The sequence below is a fragment of the Maribacter sp. 2-571 genome, assembly GCF_050589625.1.
Classification (GTDB): Bacteria; Bacteroidota; Bacteroidia; order Flavobacteriales; family Flavobacteriaceae; genus Pelagihabitans.
Map to the genome: position 1 here is coordinate 199,216 of NZ_JBNGOP010000001.1, position 21,267 is coordinate 220,482.

General features: G+C 42.8%; 11 protein-coding genes. 9 read left to right on the forward strand and 2 right to left on the reverse strand.

Going from position 1 to position 21,267, the window contains the following annotated elements:
* Positions 1 to 49: 49 nt before the first annotated feature.
* Positions 50 to 6,484 carry a GAF domain-containing protein gene (locus ACRD7P_RS00795; protein ID WP_430905559.1) on the forward strand — a complete coding sequence of 2,145 codons (6,435 nt, stop codon included), beginning with the start codon at positions 50 to 52 and terminating at the stop codon, positions 6,482 to 6,484.
* Between the two features lie 26 nt (positions 6,485 to 6,510).
* Here the strand turns inward: ACRD7P_RS00795 and ACRD7P_RS00800 are convergent, their stop codons facing one another.
* Entirely contained in the window at positions 6,511 to 7,347 is an 837-nt protein-coding gene (locus tag ACRD7P_RS00800; protein WP_430905560.1) for a formate/nitrite transporter family protein, read from the reverse strand.
* Between the two features lie 252 nt (positions 7,348 to 7,599).
* Between ACRD7P_RS00800 and ACRD7P_RS00805 the strand changes: the two genes are divergently transcribed.
* Entirely contained in the window at positions 7,600 to 8,142 is a 543-nt protein-coding gene (locus ACRD7P_RS00805; RefSeq protein ID WP_430905562.1) for a YceI family protein, read from the forward strand.
* A 291-nt stretch (positions 8,143 to 8,433) separates the two neighbouring features.
* Positions 8,434 to 11,169 (forward strand): T9SS type A sorting domain-containing protein, encoded by a 2,736-nt coding sequence (locus tag ACRD7P_RS00810; protein WP_430905563.1) that lies wholly within the window; start codon positions 8,434 to 8,436, stop codon positions 11,167 to 11,169.
* 42 nt (positions 11,170 to 11,211) lie between these two features.
* Here ACRD7P_RS00810 and ACRD7P_RS00815 read toward each other — a convergent pair whose 3' ends face one another.
* Complete coding sequence (locus ACRD7P_RS00815; RefSeq protein ID WP_430905564.1) at positions 11,212 to 13,869, reverse strand: PKD domain-containing protein; 2,658 nt, start codon at positions 13,867 to 13,869, stop codon at positions 11,212 to 11,214.
* Between the two features lie 260 nt (positions 13,870 to 14,129).
* Between ACRD7P_RS00815 and ACRD7P_RS00820 the strand changes: the two genes are divergently transcribed.
* From ACRD7P_RS00820 to ACRD7P_RS00845, 6 genes are all read left to right on the forward strand, one after another.
* Positions 14,130 to 14,411, forward strand: a complete 282-nt coding sequence (locus ACRD7P_RS00820; protein WP_430905565.1) for a hypothetical protein — start codon at positions 14,130 to 14,132, stop codon at positions 14,409 to 14,411.
* Between the two features lie 147 nt (positions 14,412 to 14,558).
* The gene (locus tag ACRD7P_RS00825; protein ID WP_138851795.1) at positions 14,559 to 14,924 is read left to right on the forward strand and encodes a hypothetical protein; all 366 of its coding nucleotides are present in this window, start codon (positions 14,559 to 14,561) and stop codon (positions 14,922 to 14,924) included.
* A 19-nt stretch (positions 14,925 to 14,943) separates the two neighbouring features.
* Entirely contained in the window at positions 14,944 to 15,348 is a 405-nt protein-coding gene (locus ACRD7P_RS00830) for a hypothetical protein (protein ID WP_430905566.1), read from the forward strand.
* A 274-nt stretch (positions 15,349 to 15,622) separates the two neighbouring features.
* Positions 15,623 to 19,315: a ShlB/FhaC/HecB family hemolysin secretion/activation protein gene (locus tag ACRD7P_RS00835; RefSeq protein ID WP_430905567.1), complete on the forward strand. Its 3,693-nt coding sequence runs from the start codon at positions 15,623 to 15,625 to the stop codon at positions 19,313 to 19,315.
* A 21-nt stretch (positions 19,316 to 19,336) separates the two neighbouring features.
* Positions 19,337 to 20,194, forward strand: coding sequence for a phosphatase PAP2 family protein (locus ACRD7P_RS00840; protein WP_430905568.1), 858 nt, complete (start codon positions 19,337 to 19,339; stop codon positions 20,192 to 20,194).
* Between the two features lie 112 nt (positions 20,195 to 20,306).
* Positions 20,307 to 21,212 carry a DUF6268 family outer membrane beta-barrel protein gene (locus tag ACRD7P_RS00845; RefSeq protein WP_430905569.1) on the forward strand — a complete coding sequence of 302 codons (906 nt, stop codon included), beginning with the start codon at positions 20,307 to 20,309 and terminating at the stop codon, positions 21,210 to 21,212.
* Positions 21,213 to 21,267 lie beyond the last annotated feature (55 nt).

Consider the following 21,267-nt stretch of genomic DNA (forward strand, 5'->3'; position numbering starts at 1 on the left):
TCACGATATTTTCGTGAAATAAGATTATTTTTAAGAAAAGGTTTAACCTATGGAAAAGAAAAGAGAGAAAAATCAGGACCAAAATGAAATCCTGTATTCCATATTAAATGATATCACCTCGGTACAATCCATACCAGAATTGCTCGAAACCATATTCTTAAAAGTAAACAAAGTTATCGACTTTGATGATGTAGGCCTTTATCACGTATTCGAAGATGGACGGCATCGAGACTTGGCTGCTGATTCGGAATTGAATTTCGTAGCAAGCAAGAAAATCAATCAGAATTTGGGGAATAACTGGCTGCCACAGGAAGCGTCTATGAATGCAGCGATTAAAAAGTTGCGCATAGAAACTTTAAATGATTTTCTTACAACATACCCTGAACATCCACATACCGAGTTTCTAAGGGAAGAAGGAATTCAACAATTTATAAGCATTCCATTAAAAAGAAACGATAAAGTCTTCGGCCTATTTGTCTTATGGTCCAAAAAAGAAAACACCTATAGCAAAAAAGATATTCCCCTATTTACAAAAATAGCCGATATGATAGCGGTAACGCTTTCCAATATATTGGATAGAAAGCAACTTTTGGACGAGAAAAATTTCAAGCAGACACTTCTTGATATCAGCGAAGTAATATCCACCGTACAATCTGGCAAGAAGCTCTTAAGAGTAATTTTTGACAAGATTCGACCTATATTCAATTTTTACGATACAGGTCTGTTCGTATTCAACGAAGATAAAACAGCACTGGAAGATTGGTCAGTAAAATTTAATGACTTGGCGCTGTCTGTAGAATCTAAAGGTGCCATAGCTGATAAAGATGTCAACAAACCGCTATCTATTGAAAAAGGCTCAAATATGGCTTGGGAGCTAGCTTTGCTTCGCAAAGCAAATGGCCCTATAATCATCGATTTGACCGATATGGCCAAAGAGTTTCCACAATACGAGCAAAGTAAATTTTTGGTGGAGGCCGGTTATCACGATAGTATGCAAGTACTACTCAAGTACGCAGGAAACACGCTAGGCTTTTTCTGTATCAATGCCAAAAAACGCGGTTTCTTTACGCAAAGTCAGTTCCCGCTTTTTCAAGCCATTGCAGACCAACTTGCAGTTGCAGTAAGCAATATTCTTGATAACCAGACACTGGTCAGCGAAAAACAATTTAAAGAAACCCTTCTCGGTATCAGCGAAGCTATGGCCACCATTCTCGACCGAAAAGAGCTGTTGGCGACCATAGTAAACTACCTCAAACCGATTATCACAGTCGATGATTTGGGTGTAGTCGTATACAATGAAGACAAGACCCACTGGCGCGATTTGACCGTAAGTGAAGAATATCACGAGCTTTCCAACGTATCTAACGCCTTGTATGAACATAATATGGACAAATGGATTCCCTTTTGTTCGTTGACCAAACGAATGCAAAAGACACCATTACGCATTTGGACGATTGAAGAGTTTTTGTCACATGAAGATTTCGCTTTTCGCGAAATACTTGCCAACGATAATCAAAAGCAATTCATTACCGCACCTTTGAAATCGGGAAACGAGATTATAGGAGTACTCGTACTTGTATCGCTCGAGAGCGCCATTTATACCGATGCGCAATTACCTTTGATGCAACAATTGACCGACCAGGTCGGGCCAGCGGTCGATAAAATACTGAGTACCGAAAAACTGATTGCGGAGAAAAACTTTAAGGAAACGCTATTAAGAATAAGCGAATCAATTGCCACCATTCAAAATTGGAGAGAACTTTTCAAAGTTTTCTTTGAGGTTATTGCACCTATTTTCCCTTCCGATAGTCCAGGTTTAATGATAATCGATGGCGATTCGCATTATGAGATTTTAGATGAGGAAATACTTAAAGAGGAGTCCACTTTATATATATGGAAAAGCGCTGGCAGAGGTCCATTCAAAAACAAGAGCACACCTGTTGAACATTCTATCAAGGACGCTGGCCCACATCTCATATCAATAAAGGATATGGTACACCCACATAAGGCGAGTATGCTGAAAATGGGCTTGAAACAAGAAATCTACGGTGCTTTAAAATATGGCGGTAAAACAATTGGCGTGCTTTGCTTTAACAGTCGCAAGGAAGATGAATATTCAGAAAACGATTTCACGCTTTTTCAAGCCTTGGCCGACCAATTAGCAGTGGCTGTGGCAAACGTTTTAGCCAATGAGGCTTTAGTAGAAGAAAAAAACTTTAAGGAAACGCTACTCGCCATTAGCGAAGCCGTAGCATCAATTCAAGGCAGAAAAGAACTGTTTAAAGTGATTTTCGATAAGATAAATCCCGTTATTCCCATTGATGATGTGGGTATGTTGGTCTTAAATGATAATGGAACCAAAATAAAAGACCTAGCGGCAATCGATAACTATCACGATTCTCAATTTAATCGAGATTTAGAACAGTACGGTATCGGGCACTTTTTTGATATTGAACCTTTTGCGAGGTTGGCATTAAAAAGTACGGGTATCATTTCCAAGAGTGGATTACGAAAAAAATTCCCGAAAAACCGAACCATTAAAGTATTGACCAAACCCGCAAATCCTATCAAAGAATACATGTACACCCCTATGCGTGTAGGCAATAAATTAATAGGAGCGATTTTTTTCGATTCGAAGAAGGAAGGCATATATACTGAAGCTATGTTTCCGCTTTTCAGAGCCATTGCAGACCAATTGGCAGTTGCCGTTAGCAACGTTTTGACCAATGAGGCACTAGTAAAAGAAAAAAACTTTAAGGAAACCCTACTCGCCATCAGCGAAGCCGTAGCCTCTATTCAGGACAGGAAAGAACTGTTCAAGGTGATATTCGAAAAAATAAATCCCGTAATTCCCATTGATGACGTAGGTGTGATGATATTAGATAAAACTGGTAAGCACTGGAAAGATTGGGCGGTACTCGATAACTATCACGATTCAGATTCTAATGCTGAATTGGCAAATGAAGGCTTTACTGATTTTTTACCGCTCGACTCGATGACTACGAGGGCAATAACAGAAATTGGGATTTTGACGATTTCAGAGATAAAAGAGAAGCATAGAGACAATCCTTTTGTAGATGCAATGGAGAGGGAAGGTCTAAAGGAATTTCTATTCGGCCCACTTACCATTGGCAATAAAACGATTGGAGCAATATTTTTGGATTCAAAAAAAGAAAGTACGTACAACGAAGCTATGTTTCCGCTGTTCAAGGCCATTGCAGACCAATTAGCGGTCGCCGTTGCAAACGTTTTAGCCAATGAAGCCCTTTTAGAAGAAAAAAACTTTAAGGAAATCCTACTTGCCATAAGCGAGGCCGTAGCATCGATTCAAGACAGACAGGAATTATTCCGGGTGATTTTCGAGAAAATAAAGCCAGTGATTCCCATTGATGACGTCGGTATAGTACTACTTAATGAGGACAAGAATCAATTTGCAGACTTAGCCGTATCCGATAATTACAACCTTACCGATAGTAATATAGAACTGGCAAATGAAGGTTTATCCGGCTATATGGATATAGATACACTTGTGGCCCATATGCTCGAAAGCACGGAAATAAGTTCGATTGATGATTTACTAAAAAAATACCCGGATAATGCGTTTATGCCCATTATGAAAAGTCAGGGTTTCAAAGAAATGATGTTTACACCCCTAAAAGTGGGCAATTCGATAATAGGGGCTTTGGCTTTTGACAGTTTTAAAGAAAATGCCTATTCAGAAAACCAATTACCCTTATTTCAAGCTATTGCAGACCAGCTGGCTGTGGCGGTCAATAACGTTTTAGCCAATGAAAAAATCCTAGAACGCGAACAGGAAAAAGCCACGTTACTTGAAATCACTTCCGCAGTATCCAAAATCAGGAACTTACCCGACTTTTTGAGTTTTATAATGAAAAAGCTAAAGCCTATTTTCAACTTTTATGATATTGGTGTCTTTCTGTTAAGGGAAGACGGAAAATACAATGTGGATTTAGCCGCTATCGATTTAAAAGTAGACCCGTCTTTCGCAAATCAAACCTATTATCTTTCTGGAGAAACGCTTATAGAACACGAAGGGTCGTTAATTGAATGGATGATGAATACGATAGCGGAAAAAAATGCGCCTGTACTTTTTGATTTTGTTGACCTAGTAGATAAGTTTCCAGAGTATTATCAGTTTCAACTTGTAGATATTGTAAAAGAAGGTTTTCGCGACTGCCTTGCCGCCAACTTAAAAATTGGTGATTCCGTATTCGGGATGTTCTGTATCAATGCCTTGCAAAAAGATTTTTTTAAAAAAGAACAGTTTTCGCTTTTTCAGAATGTTACCGAGCAACTTTCCGTGGCTATTTCCAATATTCTCGCCAATCAACAGACGGAAGAAGAAAAGAAATATAGTGAGAGTCTTCTTGAAATTACCGAGGCCTTGGCTGCGACGACCAACGCCGTAGAACTCTACAACGCAATTGATACGGTGGTAAAGAAAATCATTCCTTTTGATCAGGTAGGTGTGTTGATTTTAGACAAGAGCGAGTCGTACCACTATGAATTGATCAACGAAAAATTTGTAAATCAGGTCGAAGATAAAAATAGGAAGGGCGCGACCGTTGAAAAACAAACTTTATATAAGCATCAAGGATCGTCTGTGGAATGGTTGGCCAATAACGGCCCGGTGATTACCTCAATGGATTTTCTGGTGGAGAACACCGAGCATCCACGCCACATAGATATGGTGAATGCCGGCGTAAAGGAATTGTTAGGAGGCCCTCTGGTCAATCAAGGCAAGCAAATCGGTATGATGGCCTTCAAACTGAAGAAAGAAGGCGTTTTTAACGAACAACATATCAAACATTACAAGTCGGTTTCCGAGCAAGTGTCTATTTGCGTGGCTAACATTCTTTCCAAAAAAGAAATCCTTTGGAAAAGCGCGATTCAGGATCTAGAACTAAAAATATCCAACATCCTGACCACCGAACAAAAATCCAATAACAAATGGGATGACATTTTTCAGGAATATAAGGCCTTGATTCCCTTCACCTTTGCCACGGTAATCAAAGTAACTAAAGACAAGCTCAATGATTTTACATACGAGTGGATCACACCCGTTGAGAAGCGTCAACTATCCCTCAAAAACATAGAAGAAATCACAAAGCTTTCCGCAACTGAAATATCCAAGGCGCAAAAGGGGTTGATTCAATTATCAAAAAAAGAGAATGAAGTTATTCAACTTAAGGAAATACCCAAAGCAACTAAAGTCTATATGGACGCATTGGGACTACAATCCGTATTGCCGCATAGATTACATCTCAAGAAAAAGCATACCGAAGTTTACTTTTTTATGTTCAGCAAGGATAAGAACCATTATAGCATTAGACATTGCAATATTTTAGAAGGAGTTCGCAATACCTTAAGAATTTCCTTGGAAAACTTGTTTTCTTCCTTCTCCATTAAAGAAATGTCGGAACAGTTGCAATTGGAAAAAACCTATCTGGAAAGCGTGGTCAAGGAAACCTACAACTTTGAGCATATGATCGGCGAGAGCAAGGCGATGCGCGACGTGTTCGCCCAGGTTTCCGAAGTAGCCGCCGTAGACGCTACTGCACTCATCTTAGGTGAAACCGGCACCGGAAAGGAACTGATCGCCCGTGCAATTCACGAAAATTCGACCCGGAAAGACAGGGTGCTCGTAAAGGTGAACTGTGCGGCCATACCGTCGCAGATCGTAGAATCAGAATTGTTTGGACATCAACGCGGTGCCTTTACGGGCGCGGTAAAAGACCGAATAGGAAAATTCGAGTTGGCCAATAAGGGAACGATATTTCTAGATGAAATCGGGGAAATGCCCTTGGAGCTACAAACCAAGTTGCTCAGGGTCATTCAAGAACGTGAGGTAGAACGCCTGGGCAGTAATGTGACCATACCCTTGGATATTCGAATCATCGCCGCGACCAATAGAAACTTGAACGAAGAAATTACCACGGGTATATTCCGATCCGATTTATTCTATCGTCTGAACGGGTATCCCATTCAGGTACCTCCGTTGCGCGCACGTGGTGAAGATGTGCTGTTGTTGGCCGACTTTTTCGCACGGCAATTTTCGGAACAATACGGTCTGCCTTTCAAGGGTTTCACCGCCAATACATTAAAACGTTTTCAGGCCTACGACTGGCCAGGCAATGTTAGGGAATTACAGAACAACATCGAACAGGCCATCATATCTCAAAAGGGCAAGATCATCGAGATTCATCCCGGAAATTCCAATGTGGCCGATTTTGAATGGATGGCATCGGAGGGTGCCAATACGAGGGCATTGAAATTGACCGATGACTTTGATATGGATGCCATAAAAAGGGAGAAAGATTTACTAGAACGCAACTATCTGCTAGAAGTTCTGGAAAAGAAAAAATGGAAGGTCAGCGGTAAGAATGGTGCTGCACGACAGTTGGGGGTTGCGCCTTCTACCCTAGAGTCCAGAATGCGTAAACTCGGAATATCCAGAAGTTGACCGATTTATGTACAGGGTCATATTTCTTAATAATTTGCGGTAAAGGCACGGTATTTTAGTAAGGCTACAAAAACTACACCTCCAAAGGCGTTACCGATAAGAGCGGTTGTCTGAAACCCGACATAGGTCGAAAACAGGATGTCATCGGTGAACAAAAGACCGGCCAATACTTCAATGTTTCCGACAATGCTATGATGAAAACCTGCGAAACCTACAATGGCGGTAATCATATAGATAACGAAAATGCGGCTGATAGTCTCGTTTGACGAGGTGACCAGCCACGAGAGCAATGCCATCAACCACCCAGCGAGCACGGCACTACCGAAAATGACATAGAGTTCAGCCTCGGTAACATGTCCCGCTATTTCCCCTATACTGTATTGAGAAATAATCCCGGTCGCCAACCCCACCCAACAGATGATCAAGGCGATGAAAAAACCGCCAATCAGGTTTCCCGCGATGACCAGCCCCCACAAACGCAACAGCTGTAGTACCGAACGTCTACCATGCAACACGGGTAGTGCCAACAATGAGGTCTGCTCGGTGAAGAGAATGGACCGCCCTAAAACTACCATGATAAATCCGACAGGGTAGGCAAACGCCACCAGATACGGTATGGTATGGGCAGAAAATTTATCCTCTAAGAAGGTGTAGAGTACGACGATCAATAGATAGCTGAATCCGATTTCAAGACCGGCGGCTACTGAACCTATAAACACTTTAGAGTTCTGCTGTTTATAGGCCTCCATGCCTTCACAAAGCTGTTCCACCAGAATTTCCTCTTGCGATTTTTGACGGTTCGTGCTACCTTCTTGGTGTTCATAAGTATCAATAACATCCTGCTCATTGATTTTCCGGCTCATGGTCCACGATTTTGTTCAAAATCTAAAATAAGCCTTCGCCCAGGAACTAGCTCTTTTTACATTAAAAAGTGAAGTCATAACGCTAATTCGTATCATTTTCATGCGGCCGTTACTTAATACATTTAGAATCGATTGGCAAAACATTAAACTCTTGATTTCTATGAACCCATACCACCATTAGAGAAGCTTCTTCGACTATCGAGAAAAATAAGACCTTATTGCAAATGCCAAATACCTTTTTAAAACGGGGCGATGAAAAAAAAATGGAAAGTAGCTATGTCGCGTTCGCAAGTAGGTTTCAATTTATATCATCTCAATATTCCCAAGATAGTCGGTCAATTGGAACTTTTTTCGGGATATGTACTTCAAACCAATCCTGACGGTTTTCAGGATGCCAGTTTTCGCTTGCAGGCCAAAGCCTCAAGTGTAAACACAAGAAATCAAGAGCGTGATAGCAAACTGTGCTCCCCTGAGTTTTTAGACGTAGGGAATCATCCAGATATCGTTTTTGTTTCCAATCGAATAGTTCAAATTGACCCAACTCATTACATCATAAAAGGCAACCTTAGCATTACCGGAATTTCAAAATTCGCCTCGCTCACGGCACATTTGGGAAGTACCGCTAACGACCAAAACGGACCGACTAAAATCGTGTTCGAAATAACAGGTCAACTCTTGAGTACCGACTATGGAATGCAGTGGTACGAAGAGACGCCTGAGGGCACTCAAACTTGGTCGCATGTTGTATCGCTGCATATGTTTTTGGAACTTGTCCCTGAGGAACCATTTGAATAAATTCTGGTAAGAATGGTATTACGAATAAATACCTAGGCTTAATGAAGTATGAAAAGTCTATTTGCCGATTTTCGCCGTAAATAAATAAGACCTTCCACGAGTACCAAACCACTTTTCCAAACGAGTTATCTTAAGCTAACTACCTCGAACCAAAATGCGAGGTAAAATGTTGCACGCTGATTTATTACCGCGTTCCAGGCAAGACTTTATTTTCAACGAAGTGCTTCAGGACGAAAAAATTAATCATAGCGCAGCATATTTTGGAATGTAACCCCTTAAATCTGATATACTATGAAAATTTTTACGTCTTCCATTATTCTCTTAAGCATTCTCCTTCTTGGAAACAATTCTTTGAAGAGGTCCAGTGAATTTGAACCGATGATAAATGAACCCGTTTTTGAATTGGATGATATTTCAATTGACAACAATGTTCGTGGAATGCAAATCGTAGCCAATCTAGCGCTAGATTCCGCCGAAGATCTTTTGGCATTAGTGGATCGCGCTAAAGCCAAGGGCGCCAACACGATCTTTTTCGCTGATTCAAAGACCAATATTTTTGGAATAAATGGTACTGCGGGCGCAAAGTGGGACCAAGAAATGAAAGCGTTTTCCGATGGCGTCAAAGCAAGGGACATGGATCTCATATTCATGACCACAGTAATGGGCTTCTGTGGTTCCTTAATTGGGGATAATCCTGACCTTACTACGGGTTACCCGATCAAAAATCAAGAACTAAGGGCCGAGAACGGCGAATTGGTACCTGTCAATTCATCTGAGCTGTTCAACGGGGATTTTGAAGACTATTCCGGAAATTTAGTGACCGATTGGGGCTTTCAAGATGCCCCTGGTTCACGGACCTTTATAGATACACAAGTAAAACGATCCGGACAAGCTTCGTTTCGGGCCGAAGGAAAAGGGGGCGAATCGTCCCGAATTTTCACGACTTTTAAGGTCGTTCCATTTCATCAATACACCTTACGTTTTTGGGTAAAGACCGAAAATCTTACGGCGGACAATCTCTTGGCCTTAATTCGTGATGAAGACAATCATGATAGGGAACTCACAAGTTTACAACTATCCACGACCAGAAAGGACGATGGAGGCCGCTCTTATTTTAAAAGCCCCAATCAATTCACTTTGGATTGGACCGAGGTCAGGATCGCCTTCAACAGTCTTGAAGCTACAAGGGTAAACTTGGCCCTCGCGGTCTATGGAGGCACTACGGGCAAAATTTGGTGGGATGATGTTGAAATTCTGGATACCCCCGCTTTAAATTGGTTGAATAGGGACGATTTGCCGAAAAGCGTACAATTCCAAAACGGTTCTCCACTTGATTTCGGTGTAGATGTGGCCGTACCATTGGATACAAAATTAGGCTTCTCAGGTTATCCAGGAGATTTTGACACACAGCATGCGCCTCCCAAGATACAAATCATCAATAGCGGTAAAATCAAGGAGGGCGACATTGTGACCATCAACGGTTATCACGGTCTACCGACCGCCGCCGGCCAGGTTTCCTGTTCCTGGAACAATCCCGAGACTTATGAACGCATGCGCCAAGTCCACCAAAGTTTACAAGATACCTATCAACCCGATGGCTTTTTATTGAACTATTCGGAAATCAGGACCGGAGGATGGGAACCAGCCGATGCGGACAATTTCACCACTTCAGGTGCTGCCTTGGCGCAAAGTATCAAAGTCGCTTTTGAAGATTTGTTCGAAATAGCACCCGACGGACAATTTTATTTTTGGAGCGATATGGTGGATCCCAATCACAACGCCAACGCCTTTTACTACCAGGTCAAAAATACCTTGGACCAATCTTGGTTGACCTTAAATGCCGACAAGGTAACTATCGCCAACTGGTGGGAAACCGTAGATATTCCCAAGAAGGCAGCCGCCTCGCTGCAATTCTTCTCGGACAAAGAGTTTAAGCAAATTGTTGGTGCTTTTTATGACAGCGACGTAAATGTAAACTACGATAGGTGGCAACAGGCAGCAGAAGGCATTGAGGGAATTGTCGGAAATATGTACGCCACTTGGACTGCGGACGGGGACTTCACCAAAATCGAACCCTATGGTGATTTATGGTGGGTAAGGAAAGAGGTTCAGAATCAAATCGTTTCACTTTCAGCCCCCAAAGAAGTTACCCCGAGAGAAACATATTCCATAGAGGTCGTACACGAAGCTGAGGCTGCAAGTGATATCGTTGTAATACTACAACTGAACGAGTCACCATGGACGAACTATGGCTCCGCTCGCGTGCCGGTAGTCAGTGGCAGCAAAACAGTGACCCTCGATTTTCAAGTGAACGAAGACATTCCGCTCGCGGAAGGGGCTTATAAATGGACGGCTTTCAGCACGCCTTCGGGATTGGACTGGGAAGAGCAAACGGGTATCGTCATACAGGCCGGCGTATCCTGCATTCCCGAACAAGTTTTCGAGGATAGCCTAACGAATTTAATAGTACCCGCACAAGTCTCACCTGGAGAAAGTTATACCATCAACGTAGCTTATTCTGCCTCGGAAACTCGACGCATGGTTGCTTATCTTCAATTGAACATGCCACCATGGTCTGACTATGGTTACCAGAGCTTCGAAGTGCAGTCCGGGGCCGACAAAGCAACCCTTGAAATGACGATGCCCGATAGCCTGCCTACCGGTGTCGCGGATTATAAATGGGTCACGTATCTGACTCCTCTTGGAGGAAACTGGGTCAATAATGTAGCCCTATTGGAAAAAACAGGTATCGATGTACTGGCGACCTCTGCCTTAAGAACCTCAGTACAAAATTTGAACGGCTTAACCATGTATCCGAATCCGGCGGGAACGACTGTGACATTCGAGAGTGATTTAGAATTACAAGCATTCGATATTTATAGCAACGAAGGTCGACTGCTAAAACAACTTACAGCGAATAAAGAGTCGGCTATAGATGTTTCGGACCTGACGAACGGAATATATATAGTAGTAACTACCCTTTCAAATGGAAAAAAATTGAGCGGGCAACTTATCGTACAACATTAGCGGTCTAGTGAATCATGGAAATGAATCCTTAAAAAAGAAGAATCAATTCACGATAATTTTAAGGGATTTTTGAGTGACGGTCTTCGTATCATCATCCAAATACTGAAGTTTGAGCAGGTAGATTCCCGCAGAAAGTTGGGGCGCCGAGAATTCTGCGGGTTTTCCGGAAAGGTTAATATTCGTCATAAGTTTCCCTTCCATCGAATAGATTTGCGCCCCATAAATATCGCTCGACGAAGAAATGAATAGGGTTCCGCCATTGAACGGATTAGGGTAGATAAACATATCCGTGGCCTCTGACTCGGGCTCGTTATCATTATCAAAAAAATCTTCCGGCAGGATGAGTATAAAACTAGAGGTACCAGAAGTTTCCCCGTCGTCATCCGTCACTTTAAGATTGACCTTGTAAAGACCTGTTTCCGAATAAATATGTGCAGAGATTGTTTCAGCGTATTGTACGCCATCTCCCATATCCCATTCATAGGACACTATGGTGCCGTCCGGATCTGTTGATTGTTCGGCGCTGAATACGATTTCTTTGTTTATCTGCAAACTGTCGCCAACTACTGTAATGTCGGGTAGCGGCAGTTGGTTTTGTAGTTCATCCATTTTAAATTGGTCCCAGTCGCCATTGGGCCACATAACCTTGCACCAATCTACCATTCGATTCACCGTTTCCGGTTCCAACCGTACTTCATTTTTAAGCCTAGGAATCAATCGGTAAAATTGGTCCGCCACTTTTCCTCCATCAAAAAACAACTCGCCCTTATTGGGATCATAATCTACGGGAACGTAATCTTTGGGATCAATGGTATTTTGATGCGGACCCTCGGCGGTCTCCCGAGGAAACTCTTCCGGGTCGTACGAGAGTGTTTTATCCACAAAATCGGCTAACAACACTTTTGTCACTTTTCGTCTTAAATCATAATCGATGTTATCTAAATGTGCCAACATCTCACGTCTTAAAGCCTCGTTTCCTGCCAAAAAAGACCCGTGGGCACTGTATAATCTTCTTGGATGAACGTGATGCAACCACCATCCCTCTTTATTGGGGCCGTTGTCGTCCCCAAGTCCATCAGGGCCTGTCATATCGAGATTTTGCCACATTTTGGCAACGGTCGTTAAGTATCGTAAACTGTGCATTTCGCCCGATTCCCTCGTGTTATAGTACAAATGGTCCATCTGGTATTTCCAGTCGATGGGTTTGTGATTCTGCGGTGATCGGTGTACGGGGTTTAAAATAAGTTCCAGTTGGTACCATGCTGTATTCGTGTAGGCACCCACCAAGCGGTCTTGGTCTTTAAAATTGAACGAATTGTTCGCACTGCGGTGCGGGGCGAGATCGAAAACGGAACTGTTAGAACCTATCCATGAATATTTTTCACCGTAGGTATACGCTTGATCCGAAATATTCTCCAGGCCATAGGTCTGCATGATATCCCATAGTTTGACGGCCAACCAGTGCATGACCGCAAGCGATTTGTCCTCACAGTCGTAGCCGGGCGCTCCGTTAAGTCCTCCGACACTATTGGCGGTGCCATTGTTCTTGCAAGGTTGCGGTCCACGTACGCCGACGAAACTGTGCGTATCGGTATTGAATCGATTTAGGAGTTCCAAGAGCGTTCCGTTGGCCAGGAGCACGTCGGGGCCATCAGTTTCCAAGGCTTCCAAAAGAGTACTATAAGCACGATAACCATAACTTTCCTCAAAAAGCTCTCCCCAAATGTCTACGGGATGTACCTCCGGCAACCAATGTTTCCAGTCCGGGAATTGGATGGCCACGGGAAGCTCCCTTATGTTCAGGGTGCTTTTGATGCCTAGGGCTTTTTCGATCTCGTCTTCCGAGGTTCCCTTTGGGAAAAGATAGGGGAGCATATCCTCATCATTTTCCAATACGGCATCCAATCCCGCACCTGCTGCCCATTCTTCAACCGGTTTCTCGTCCAATCCGGGGCCGGGTTGATAGGGTGGATTCCAAGGTCTCGCCTGTTCGGGAGCGGGAACATCCAACGAACGGATATAACTAGCAATTTGCTCCCCTTCTTCCTGCGTTAGTTTATGGAATTTGGAACGCTCGATAATGGACTTGTTCGAATAATTGAAATACTTCATGTCCCTACCATCCGAGGCATGGCAACTGGCGCATTTGGCTTTGATAACTTTCGCATCCGGCTTGTATGAATTCCATAGTTCCGCAGTTTCCCAGAGATTTTTACCGGCGGCTATGGTCGCGGCATCCATTGGCAATTCAATCGGGTCAAGATTCGGATTCGCATCTATAAAGGTTTCAGCAGGAATCAGGGCAGTCCCCGAGCTATCCAATATATTGAACGCAAGCACCCGATACCCTATCGATATTCCATCCGAAAAATTAAATCGAAACCGAATCACATTGTTGGTATCCAACGAAGCGGGGGCTACAGGTATTTGAAGATCTATGGTATGATGGCCACCGTCAATGCCACCGTAGACGGCCCCTTTGCCTATGACGTGGGCGTCCTCGAAGTCTACCCAACCATTTCCGTTTAGATTATAACTGGCCTTCCCATCGTAGGAAAGGTTGTTACAGCGTAGATAAAGTACCGAGCCTTTGGCGGGTTCTTCAAGCAGGAAATCTATTTTTTCGGCTACGCCTTCTTGGCCCAAAACTTCTATCGGCATTGTAATGCTTCCCTGACCATTCATAAAAGAATGAGCCATGTAGGTTATCGCCATTATTAAGTACATCGAAAGTTTGGGTACGGGCATCACAATAGGTCTTGAATCTTACAACTTAGGTATACAGGTTATATTGTTTGGGGAACTTGTAAATCGGACGCTTTTCGATAAAATGTAAGTTATAGGAAAGTCAAGCGAATTGATTTAGGGCCTTATAAGGAATTAGTCTTAAGAATACATGAAAAAGTAGTAAGGTACTTTTCTTGTTTTGGTTCAATTTTAACCATAACAGTACGCCAAGTATGACAGATTTGAATGGAACGTTTTTCAATAATGAAACTTTAAGACGGTTTGAAATGACCCTTCAGAACGCTTTCGTACATGTGGCCTATGAGGAATGTGCCCGAAATGAATTCCACCTGAAAAAAACGATATTCAACGACATCGCCGAGGAAACTGGCTTCCTCCTAGCCGCAATTAGAACCGTAATAGGACATCTCGAACTGCAAAATCAAAAAGTGACTACCGACTGTATTTGGATAAAGGCCTGTTTAAGACTTTACCCCAATTCAAAGAAAAGTTGATGCGAAAGTGGTATGCTCCAAGAAGCTTTCAATAAGTCATACGATTACTGTAAAAAGTTGTATTTCCGACGTTCAAAGGCAGACTATCTTCACCTAAATTAAGCAAGCACCCATCCTTGCTTTCAGAACTGAGAATTCTCTTGAGATATGACAGGTAAAAAACTGTTACATAACGAAGCGTTGAACGTGCAGGATAACATAGAGATGTACTACGGCACGACGGATAACTTTTACAACGAACTGTATCTAAAGTTCCTGGATCGTCACAGCGCAGTAGAGCGACACTTGAAGGCTCGAGTGGCGGCAATTGACAAACAAATTGAATGGGTCAGGGAAGAGATTGCAATCTTCGGTTCACAGAATGCGGAGAAAATACTGGATGCAATTCGTTTGGATGCGGAAATTTTAATTACCAAAAAAGAGTTGGCAGAGCATCAAGAAGAACTTGCAAAATACGATACTGGCTTCCTCTCTTTTTGGGAAGATATCAAACACAAATTTGGATTCAACTAAAACTTTAAAGATTAGCATTATGACAGAACAGAAAAGTAAAATTAGAAAATGGGCGATCATCGTGGTCAGATTTTTATTGGGAGCCGGCTTGCTCTTCAACGGTATTAATATGTTTGCCATGTTTATGCCCCTACCGAATCCCCAACAAGGCGAATTGGCTACACGCTTTTTGACCATTTTAGGTGAGGCAGGCTATTTCTATCCCATTTTGGGAACCGTCAAAATACTGACCGCCTTGGCATTGTTTACCAACCGCTATATGGCCCTGATGCTGGTCATTATGTTTCCCATAACGCTGAACGGAATTCTTTTTCACTTCAGAATGGATCCTTCCACTCAGTTTGCGGCACTTTTCGTAGGTCTTCTACAGGTCTATTTGATGTACGAGTCAAGAGATCGCTATTTCGATATCCTTCGACCATAAAGCTATAACCCTTTAGGGATGTCACTGCGACGAAAATACAAGGCTCGGAAAAGAAGGTATAATCTATTCATAGTAGTCTTGTTCGTTCTTATGGTGACCGTGGCCATACTGAGTAATATGTAGCCTTGTGGGCCGAAAGTGCCTGAGGAATTGGCTAATACTAAAAAAGTAGCATGTTCTCTTGAATTAGTACACCTCTCAGAATTAAGTCCCGAAGTACCTTTCGTTGTATTAAGGGTTCGGGAAATACCTCCCCTACTTAAACATCTGTACTATGAAAATTTTCACAAGGCGGTCTTGGACCTCTCGCATACTATACTTTTCATTCTTTCTTGTCATCTTTGGCTGCGCCACATCCAAAAAATATGTGGCGGAAGAAGTTGAAATAAACGAACCGATTACAAAAGAAATAAGTCATTCCTTTTATCTATTCGGTGGATACAAAGCCGACAAAGAGAAAGCGACAAACCCCTTGTTACTTCAGGCGCAGGAAGAAATCGTAAAAAACAACACCCCAAGCACCATTTTTTTTCTGGGGGATTATGGCAATAAGGCAATAACATCTATAGAACAGCAGATGGGATTGGCCAAAGCTAGTAACCAGGCTTACTTTCTATTGGGTGACGAGGAGTGGAAGTCGAAAAAAGTCGATTCCATAAAAAAGTTCGAAAAATATGTGGAGTCAAAGGATTGGAAAACCGTTGATTTCGAGCCAGAAAACAACTGTCCATTAGAGCGAAAACATATCGATGATAACCTCGATATGATTATCGTTAATTCTACATGGTTGATTTCCGATTGGGATAGAATACGAGGCATACATCAGGATTGCCCTGATATTGTTACCCTAAGACAATTCTTGGAGAAGCTTCAGAATTATATCAATGATGCACAGGATAAAAACGTGCTGATAGCCATGCACCACCCGGTTTTCAGCAATGGCAAGTATGCAGGTCAGCACACTTTCGGAAGCCAATTGTTGCCCATACCTTTTCTGGGGGCGGCATTTACCAACTATGGAAGCTTGGCCGGATTTTCCCCGAAATCAATCACCAACAACAGGTACAACGCCTACGCGATTTTAATGAGTTTTCTCGCCCAAGAGTCCGAACGCGTGACCTTCGTTTCAGGTCATGAAAACAGTTTACAGTATTTGGTAGGTCAGAACGGAACACATCAGATAATCAGTGGGTCTCTTACGGAAAAGGACGCCACGCATCGCACTTCTGAATCCATCACGACCATGGGCGGAAGTCTCGAATTTGAAGGCAAATATACTTTTGGTGAAAACGGTTATGCTCGATTGGACTATTTTGAAGACGGATCCTCTAAAGTAACTTTTAAGACCGCAAAGGAGACCAATACACTTTCGGTGCACGAGCCTTTTCCGGATAAATCAGCAAATCAGGACTATTCACCCATTGCTCAAAAGGAAATCAAAAGCGCGATTGTGGGCGACGAAAAAATATTGAAGAAGTCGGGTTTGTACAAAACGATATGGGGAGAGCGCTACCGTAGGTATTTTACCGAAGAAGTAACCGCCCCGGTGGCTATCCTAGACACGCTCTATGGAGGTCTAGAGGTCGTTAAAAAAGGTGGCGGGCATCAATCATATAACCTACGATTAGAAGATAAGGACGGTAAGGAATATGCCATGCGGTCGCTCGACAAGAACGCCGCCCGTATCTTAAAGTTCAATCTTTTTGGTGCTGCCTATAATTTGGACGAATATGAGGATTCCGCAACCGAGAAAATCATTTACGATTTCTTCACCACTTCGCACCCCTATCTCACATTACCCATTGGACCGTTGTCGGAAGCAGCCGAAATCAACCATGCCACGCCAAAACTTTTCTATATTCCAAAACAAAAGGCATTAGGGCAGTATAACGAGGTGTATGGGGATGCCCTCTATTTTATAGAAGAGCGACCCTCCGAAAAATGGATCGATTACGAGGGCTATACGGTTTCCGTTCCAGATGAGGCCGGAAGCATAAAGGCGTTTGAGAGCACCGAAGATATGCTATCGAAATTGGAGGAAGACGAATCTTACTCCGTAGATGAACGGTCGGTAGTTAGGGCACGGTTGTTCGATATGCTCATAGGCGATTGGGATAGACATGCAGACCAGTATCGCTGGGGTGAATATGAAATAAACGATGACGATAAGAGATTCGTGGCCATACCCCGTGACCGTGATAACGCCTTTCCCAAATTCGATGGCATAGGCGTACCCTTTATCCAATGGTTTACACCCTTGATTCGTTCATGGCAGACCTACGAGCCGGAAATCAAAAACCTGAAATGGCTCAATGATAAAGGTAATTTGTTGGATAATGTATTGGTGACCAAAAACGGAAAGGAACTATGGATAGAAGAAGCCTTGAAAATGCAGGCCAACATAAGTGACGATGCTATGGAAAAAGCATTTGGGATTTTACCAAAAGAAGTACAGGATGAAGTGTCCGAAGAAGTTAAGAACAACTTTAAGCAAAGACTTAAGGATTTACATAAGTACGCTGAGCAATACGGTGAATACTTGGAGAAACGGGTTATTCTTCATGGCACCCATAAAGATGATATCATTCAGGTGGAACGACAAGCTGATGGCAAAACCAAAATCGTTTTGCGTAGAAATCTTACCAACGACCCGAATGAGAAATTCTATGAAAGAGTCTTTGACAAGGAACGTACCAAGGAAATCTGGATCTACGGCCTGAACGATACGGATAAATTCATTGTTAGCGGAGAGGGAGACCATGAGATATTCATAAGATTGATCGGTGGCTATGGGGAAGATACCTATCAAATCGAGAATAAAGATCGGATAAAAGTCTATGATTTCAGATATGAGGACTCCGACTTTTCGGAAATGCCCGTTCGAAAGAACCTGACCAATCAGTTTTCTACCAATTCGTTTCACTGGCGTAATTATCAAGAGAACAACAATGTCGTCGTCCCCGCAATTGGCTATCGTACCAATGACGGTTTTACCTTGGGCTTGACCGATATCTACACGGTGAACGGATTCAATGGAAACCCCTTCAAGCAACAACACCTGTTTTCGGCCAATTACTATTCCATTTTTCAAGGGGTCGATGCGCGCTACCAAGGTACGTTCGCGAATATCATCCCAAAATGGAATCTTGAGTTGGAAGGATATCTGACCAACAACAGATATTCTATAAACTATTTCGGTTTTGGCAACGAAACGGAAAATTTGGAAGATACCCTTGACCTGGACTTTTATCGTTCGGTAATGCAGAATTACAAGGTACGGGCAGGTCTGGCCATTCAAACGTTGCGCATTTCCGCAGTTTATGAGAATTTCAAAATCAATGAATTTGATGATCGTATTTTCAATAGGACCAATCTAACTCCAGAAGTTTTCGAAAGCCAGAACTATATCGGAGCGGAAGCCGGTATAAGGTATCAAAACGACGATGCGAATGATTTTCCCACTCGTGGATTCTTGTTGGAATTCCAAGGTGGATATAGACAGAATACCCAATTGGACAATAATCGTTTCGGATACGCCAGGCTGAAACTTGCGTTCTCCAAAAAACTGATTAAATCGGGAGATTTGGTCTTTGGTACAGAGTTCGAAGGAATGACCAATATCGGTAACGATTTTTTCTTTTACCATGCACCTTCTCTCGGGGGTCAGAATGGTTTAAGGGGATTCAGGGATGAACGTTTCACCGGAAAATCCTATTTCTATCAGAGTACCGACCTGCGTTTACGTCTTAAAAGGGTACGAACCTCCATACTGCCCCTGACCATTGGTCTGTTCGGAGGTTTTGATTACGGTAGGGTTTGGGTCTCGAACGATACTTCGAACGTATGGCATCACTCACAAGGTGGAGGTATTTGGGTCAGCGGTCTAAGCTCTTTTGGTCTTAGCGCCGGGTATTTTAATTCGGTGGACGGGAATATCATTCAAATCGGTTTCGGTTTCGGCTTTTAATACAACAGAAGGGATAGCAACATGAAGATAAACCTAAAACCTGAGTTGATCGTACTATTCTTTGCGATTTTGGCCTCCAACTATTTGCACGGACAACAAACTTCAAATGGAAGTTCGGACGATACGCGATGGGACTATTTCAAGCATGATATTGGCAGTATATTCGGGGGTATGGGGTATGCCTATAGCAGACCTGTCCATTGGCAGGGCGACGATTGGCTCACCTTCGGTGCGGTGAGTGCGGGCACGGTTCTCTTGTACACGGTAGATGACGAAACAAGTCGATTTTTCAGAAAACGAAAGGAAGACATTCCCCAAATCGTAAGCGATTACGGATTCTTATACGGAAGTCCCGAAAACAACTATATGCTCACAGGGGCAGTGTATGTGACCGGATTGGCACTCAAGAACGAAAAATTACGAAGAACCGGTGTCTTGCTTATTGCATCGGCCAGCGCTACCGGATTTCTACAACAAGTACTTAAGTCGGTCACTGGTCGTGCCAGGCCACGTTCCGGTTTGGCGAAAAACTATTTTGAGCCTTTTGCCAGTGACAAGGATTTGCATTCCTTCCCTTCGGGGCATGCGATACTGGCCCTATCCAATGCCCATGCCATTGCGAAACAATTTAAAAATGTTTGGGTAAAATCGGGTATCTATATTTTAGGATCCATCCCGGCCCTATCCCGAATCTGGGAAGGTGCACATTGGTTGTCCGATGTTGCACTGAGCGCAGCCATAAGCATCGCTACGGTAGAATCCATCGACCGATATCTTGACCGGCGCTACGATGAAAAATACAATGCTGGCGCTAAAAAGGTTTCATGGAATCTCAAATTTGGCCTAGGGCAAATGGGAGTGGTTATCCATCTCCATTGATCATCTAGAATCGTACTTCAAATTAAAGTATATCAAAACAAATAAAAGATCAACTTTTGGGTTATTACCATACGTACTTCATGAGCAGAAACATTACATAGTATACCCGCTGATGCCAAAAAACAAATTTGATAATATATTTTTTGCGCTTATTGTCGGTATTCTCATTTTTCATACATCAGCATCCTATTCCCAACTGTCAGACCTGGCCCGTGTCGACTACACGCTTCTTCCAGCAACCGATGACGGTTTCGAATATGAGGCAGCCAGAGTTTCGCTGAACTATCCCGTAAAAATCAAAAGTGGCACCTATCTGTTCGTGGGTGCGGGGTATGCCAATATCGACCTTAACTTTGGAAAAGAGCCACAGCCCTTCAACACCAATGCCATTGACGGTCTACAGGTATTTGAATTGAATATCGGATATACGTTCCCTTTGAAAAAAGATTGGCGGTTTGCGGCCAGATTTGCTCCAGGCATGAGCTCCAACCTTTCGGCAGATAAGCTTAAGGCAGATGACCTGGTGCTTTCCGGCGAGTTGGTTTTTATACGGGATAGAACCAAATCAGAGGATGCCAGTAAACCTTCAAGGCTCATCTTTGGCATATCCTATTCCGGAAATCGCGGCTTTCCCTATCCATTGCCTTTTTTGAGCTATTATAGAAAATTCCATCCAAAATGGTCCTACAACCTAGGAGTGCCCAAAACCAATTTACAGTACCATATTTCGGAGAAACATCGGTTAAAGTTGTATGCGGAGCTAGACGGTTTTACCTCCAATATTCAAAACGGAATTCCTTTACTGAACGGCGATAGCGCTGAAAGTATAAACATGTCGCTGATTCTCATGAGTCTTCAGTATGAGTTCCATTTTTTAGACCATTTCGAATTTTTCTGTCGGGCCTCTTACATTCTGGATAAACGCGTTCAATTAAGGGATTCCGAAAAAGAAAATATTTTGTTATTGGATAATACCCGAGGAACCTATTTTAGAACAGGATTGCGATTTAAGATTTAGATTCAGCGAACTGCAAGATTCCCGACCCGTACTTTTCCAAATATCTTCGGGGAAG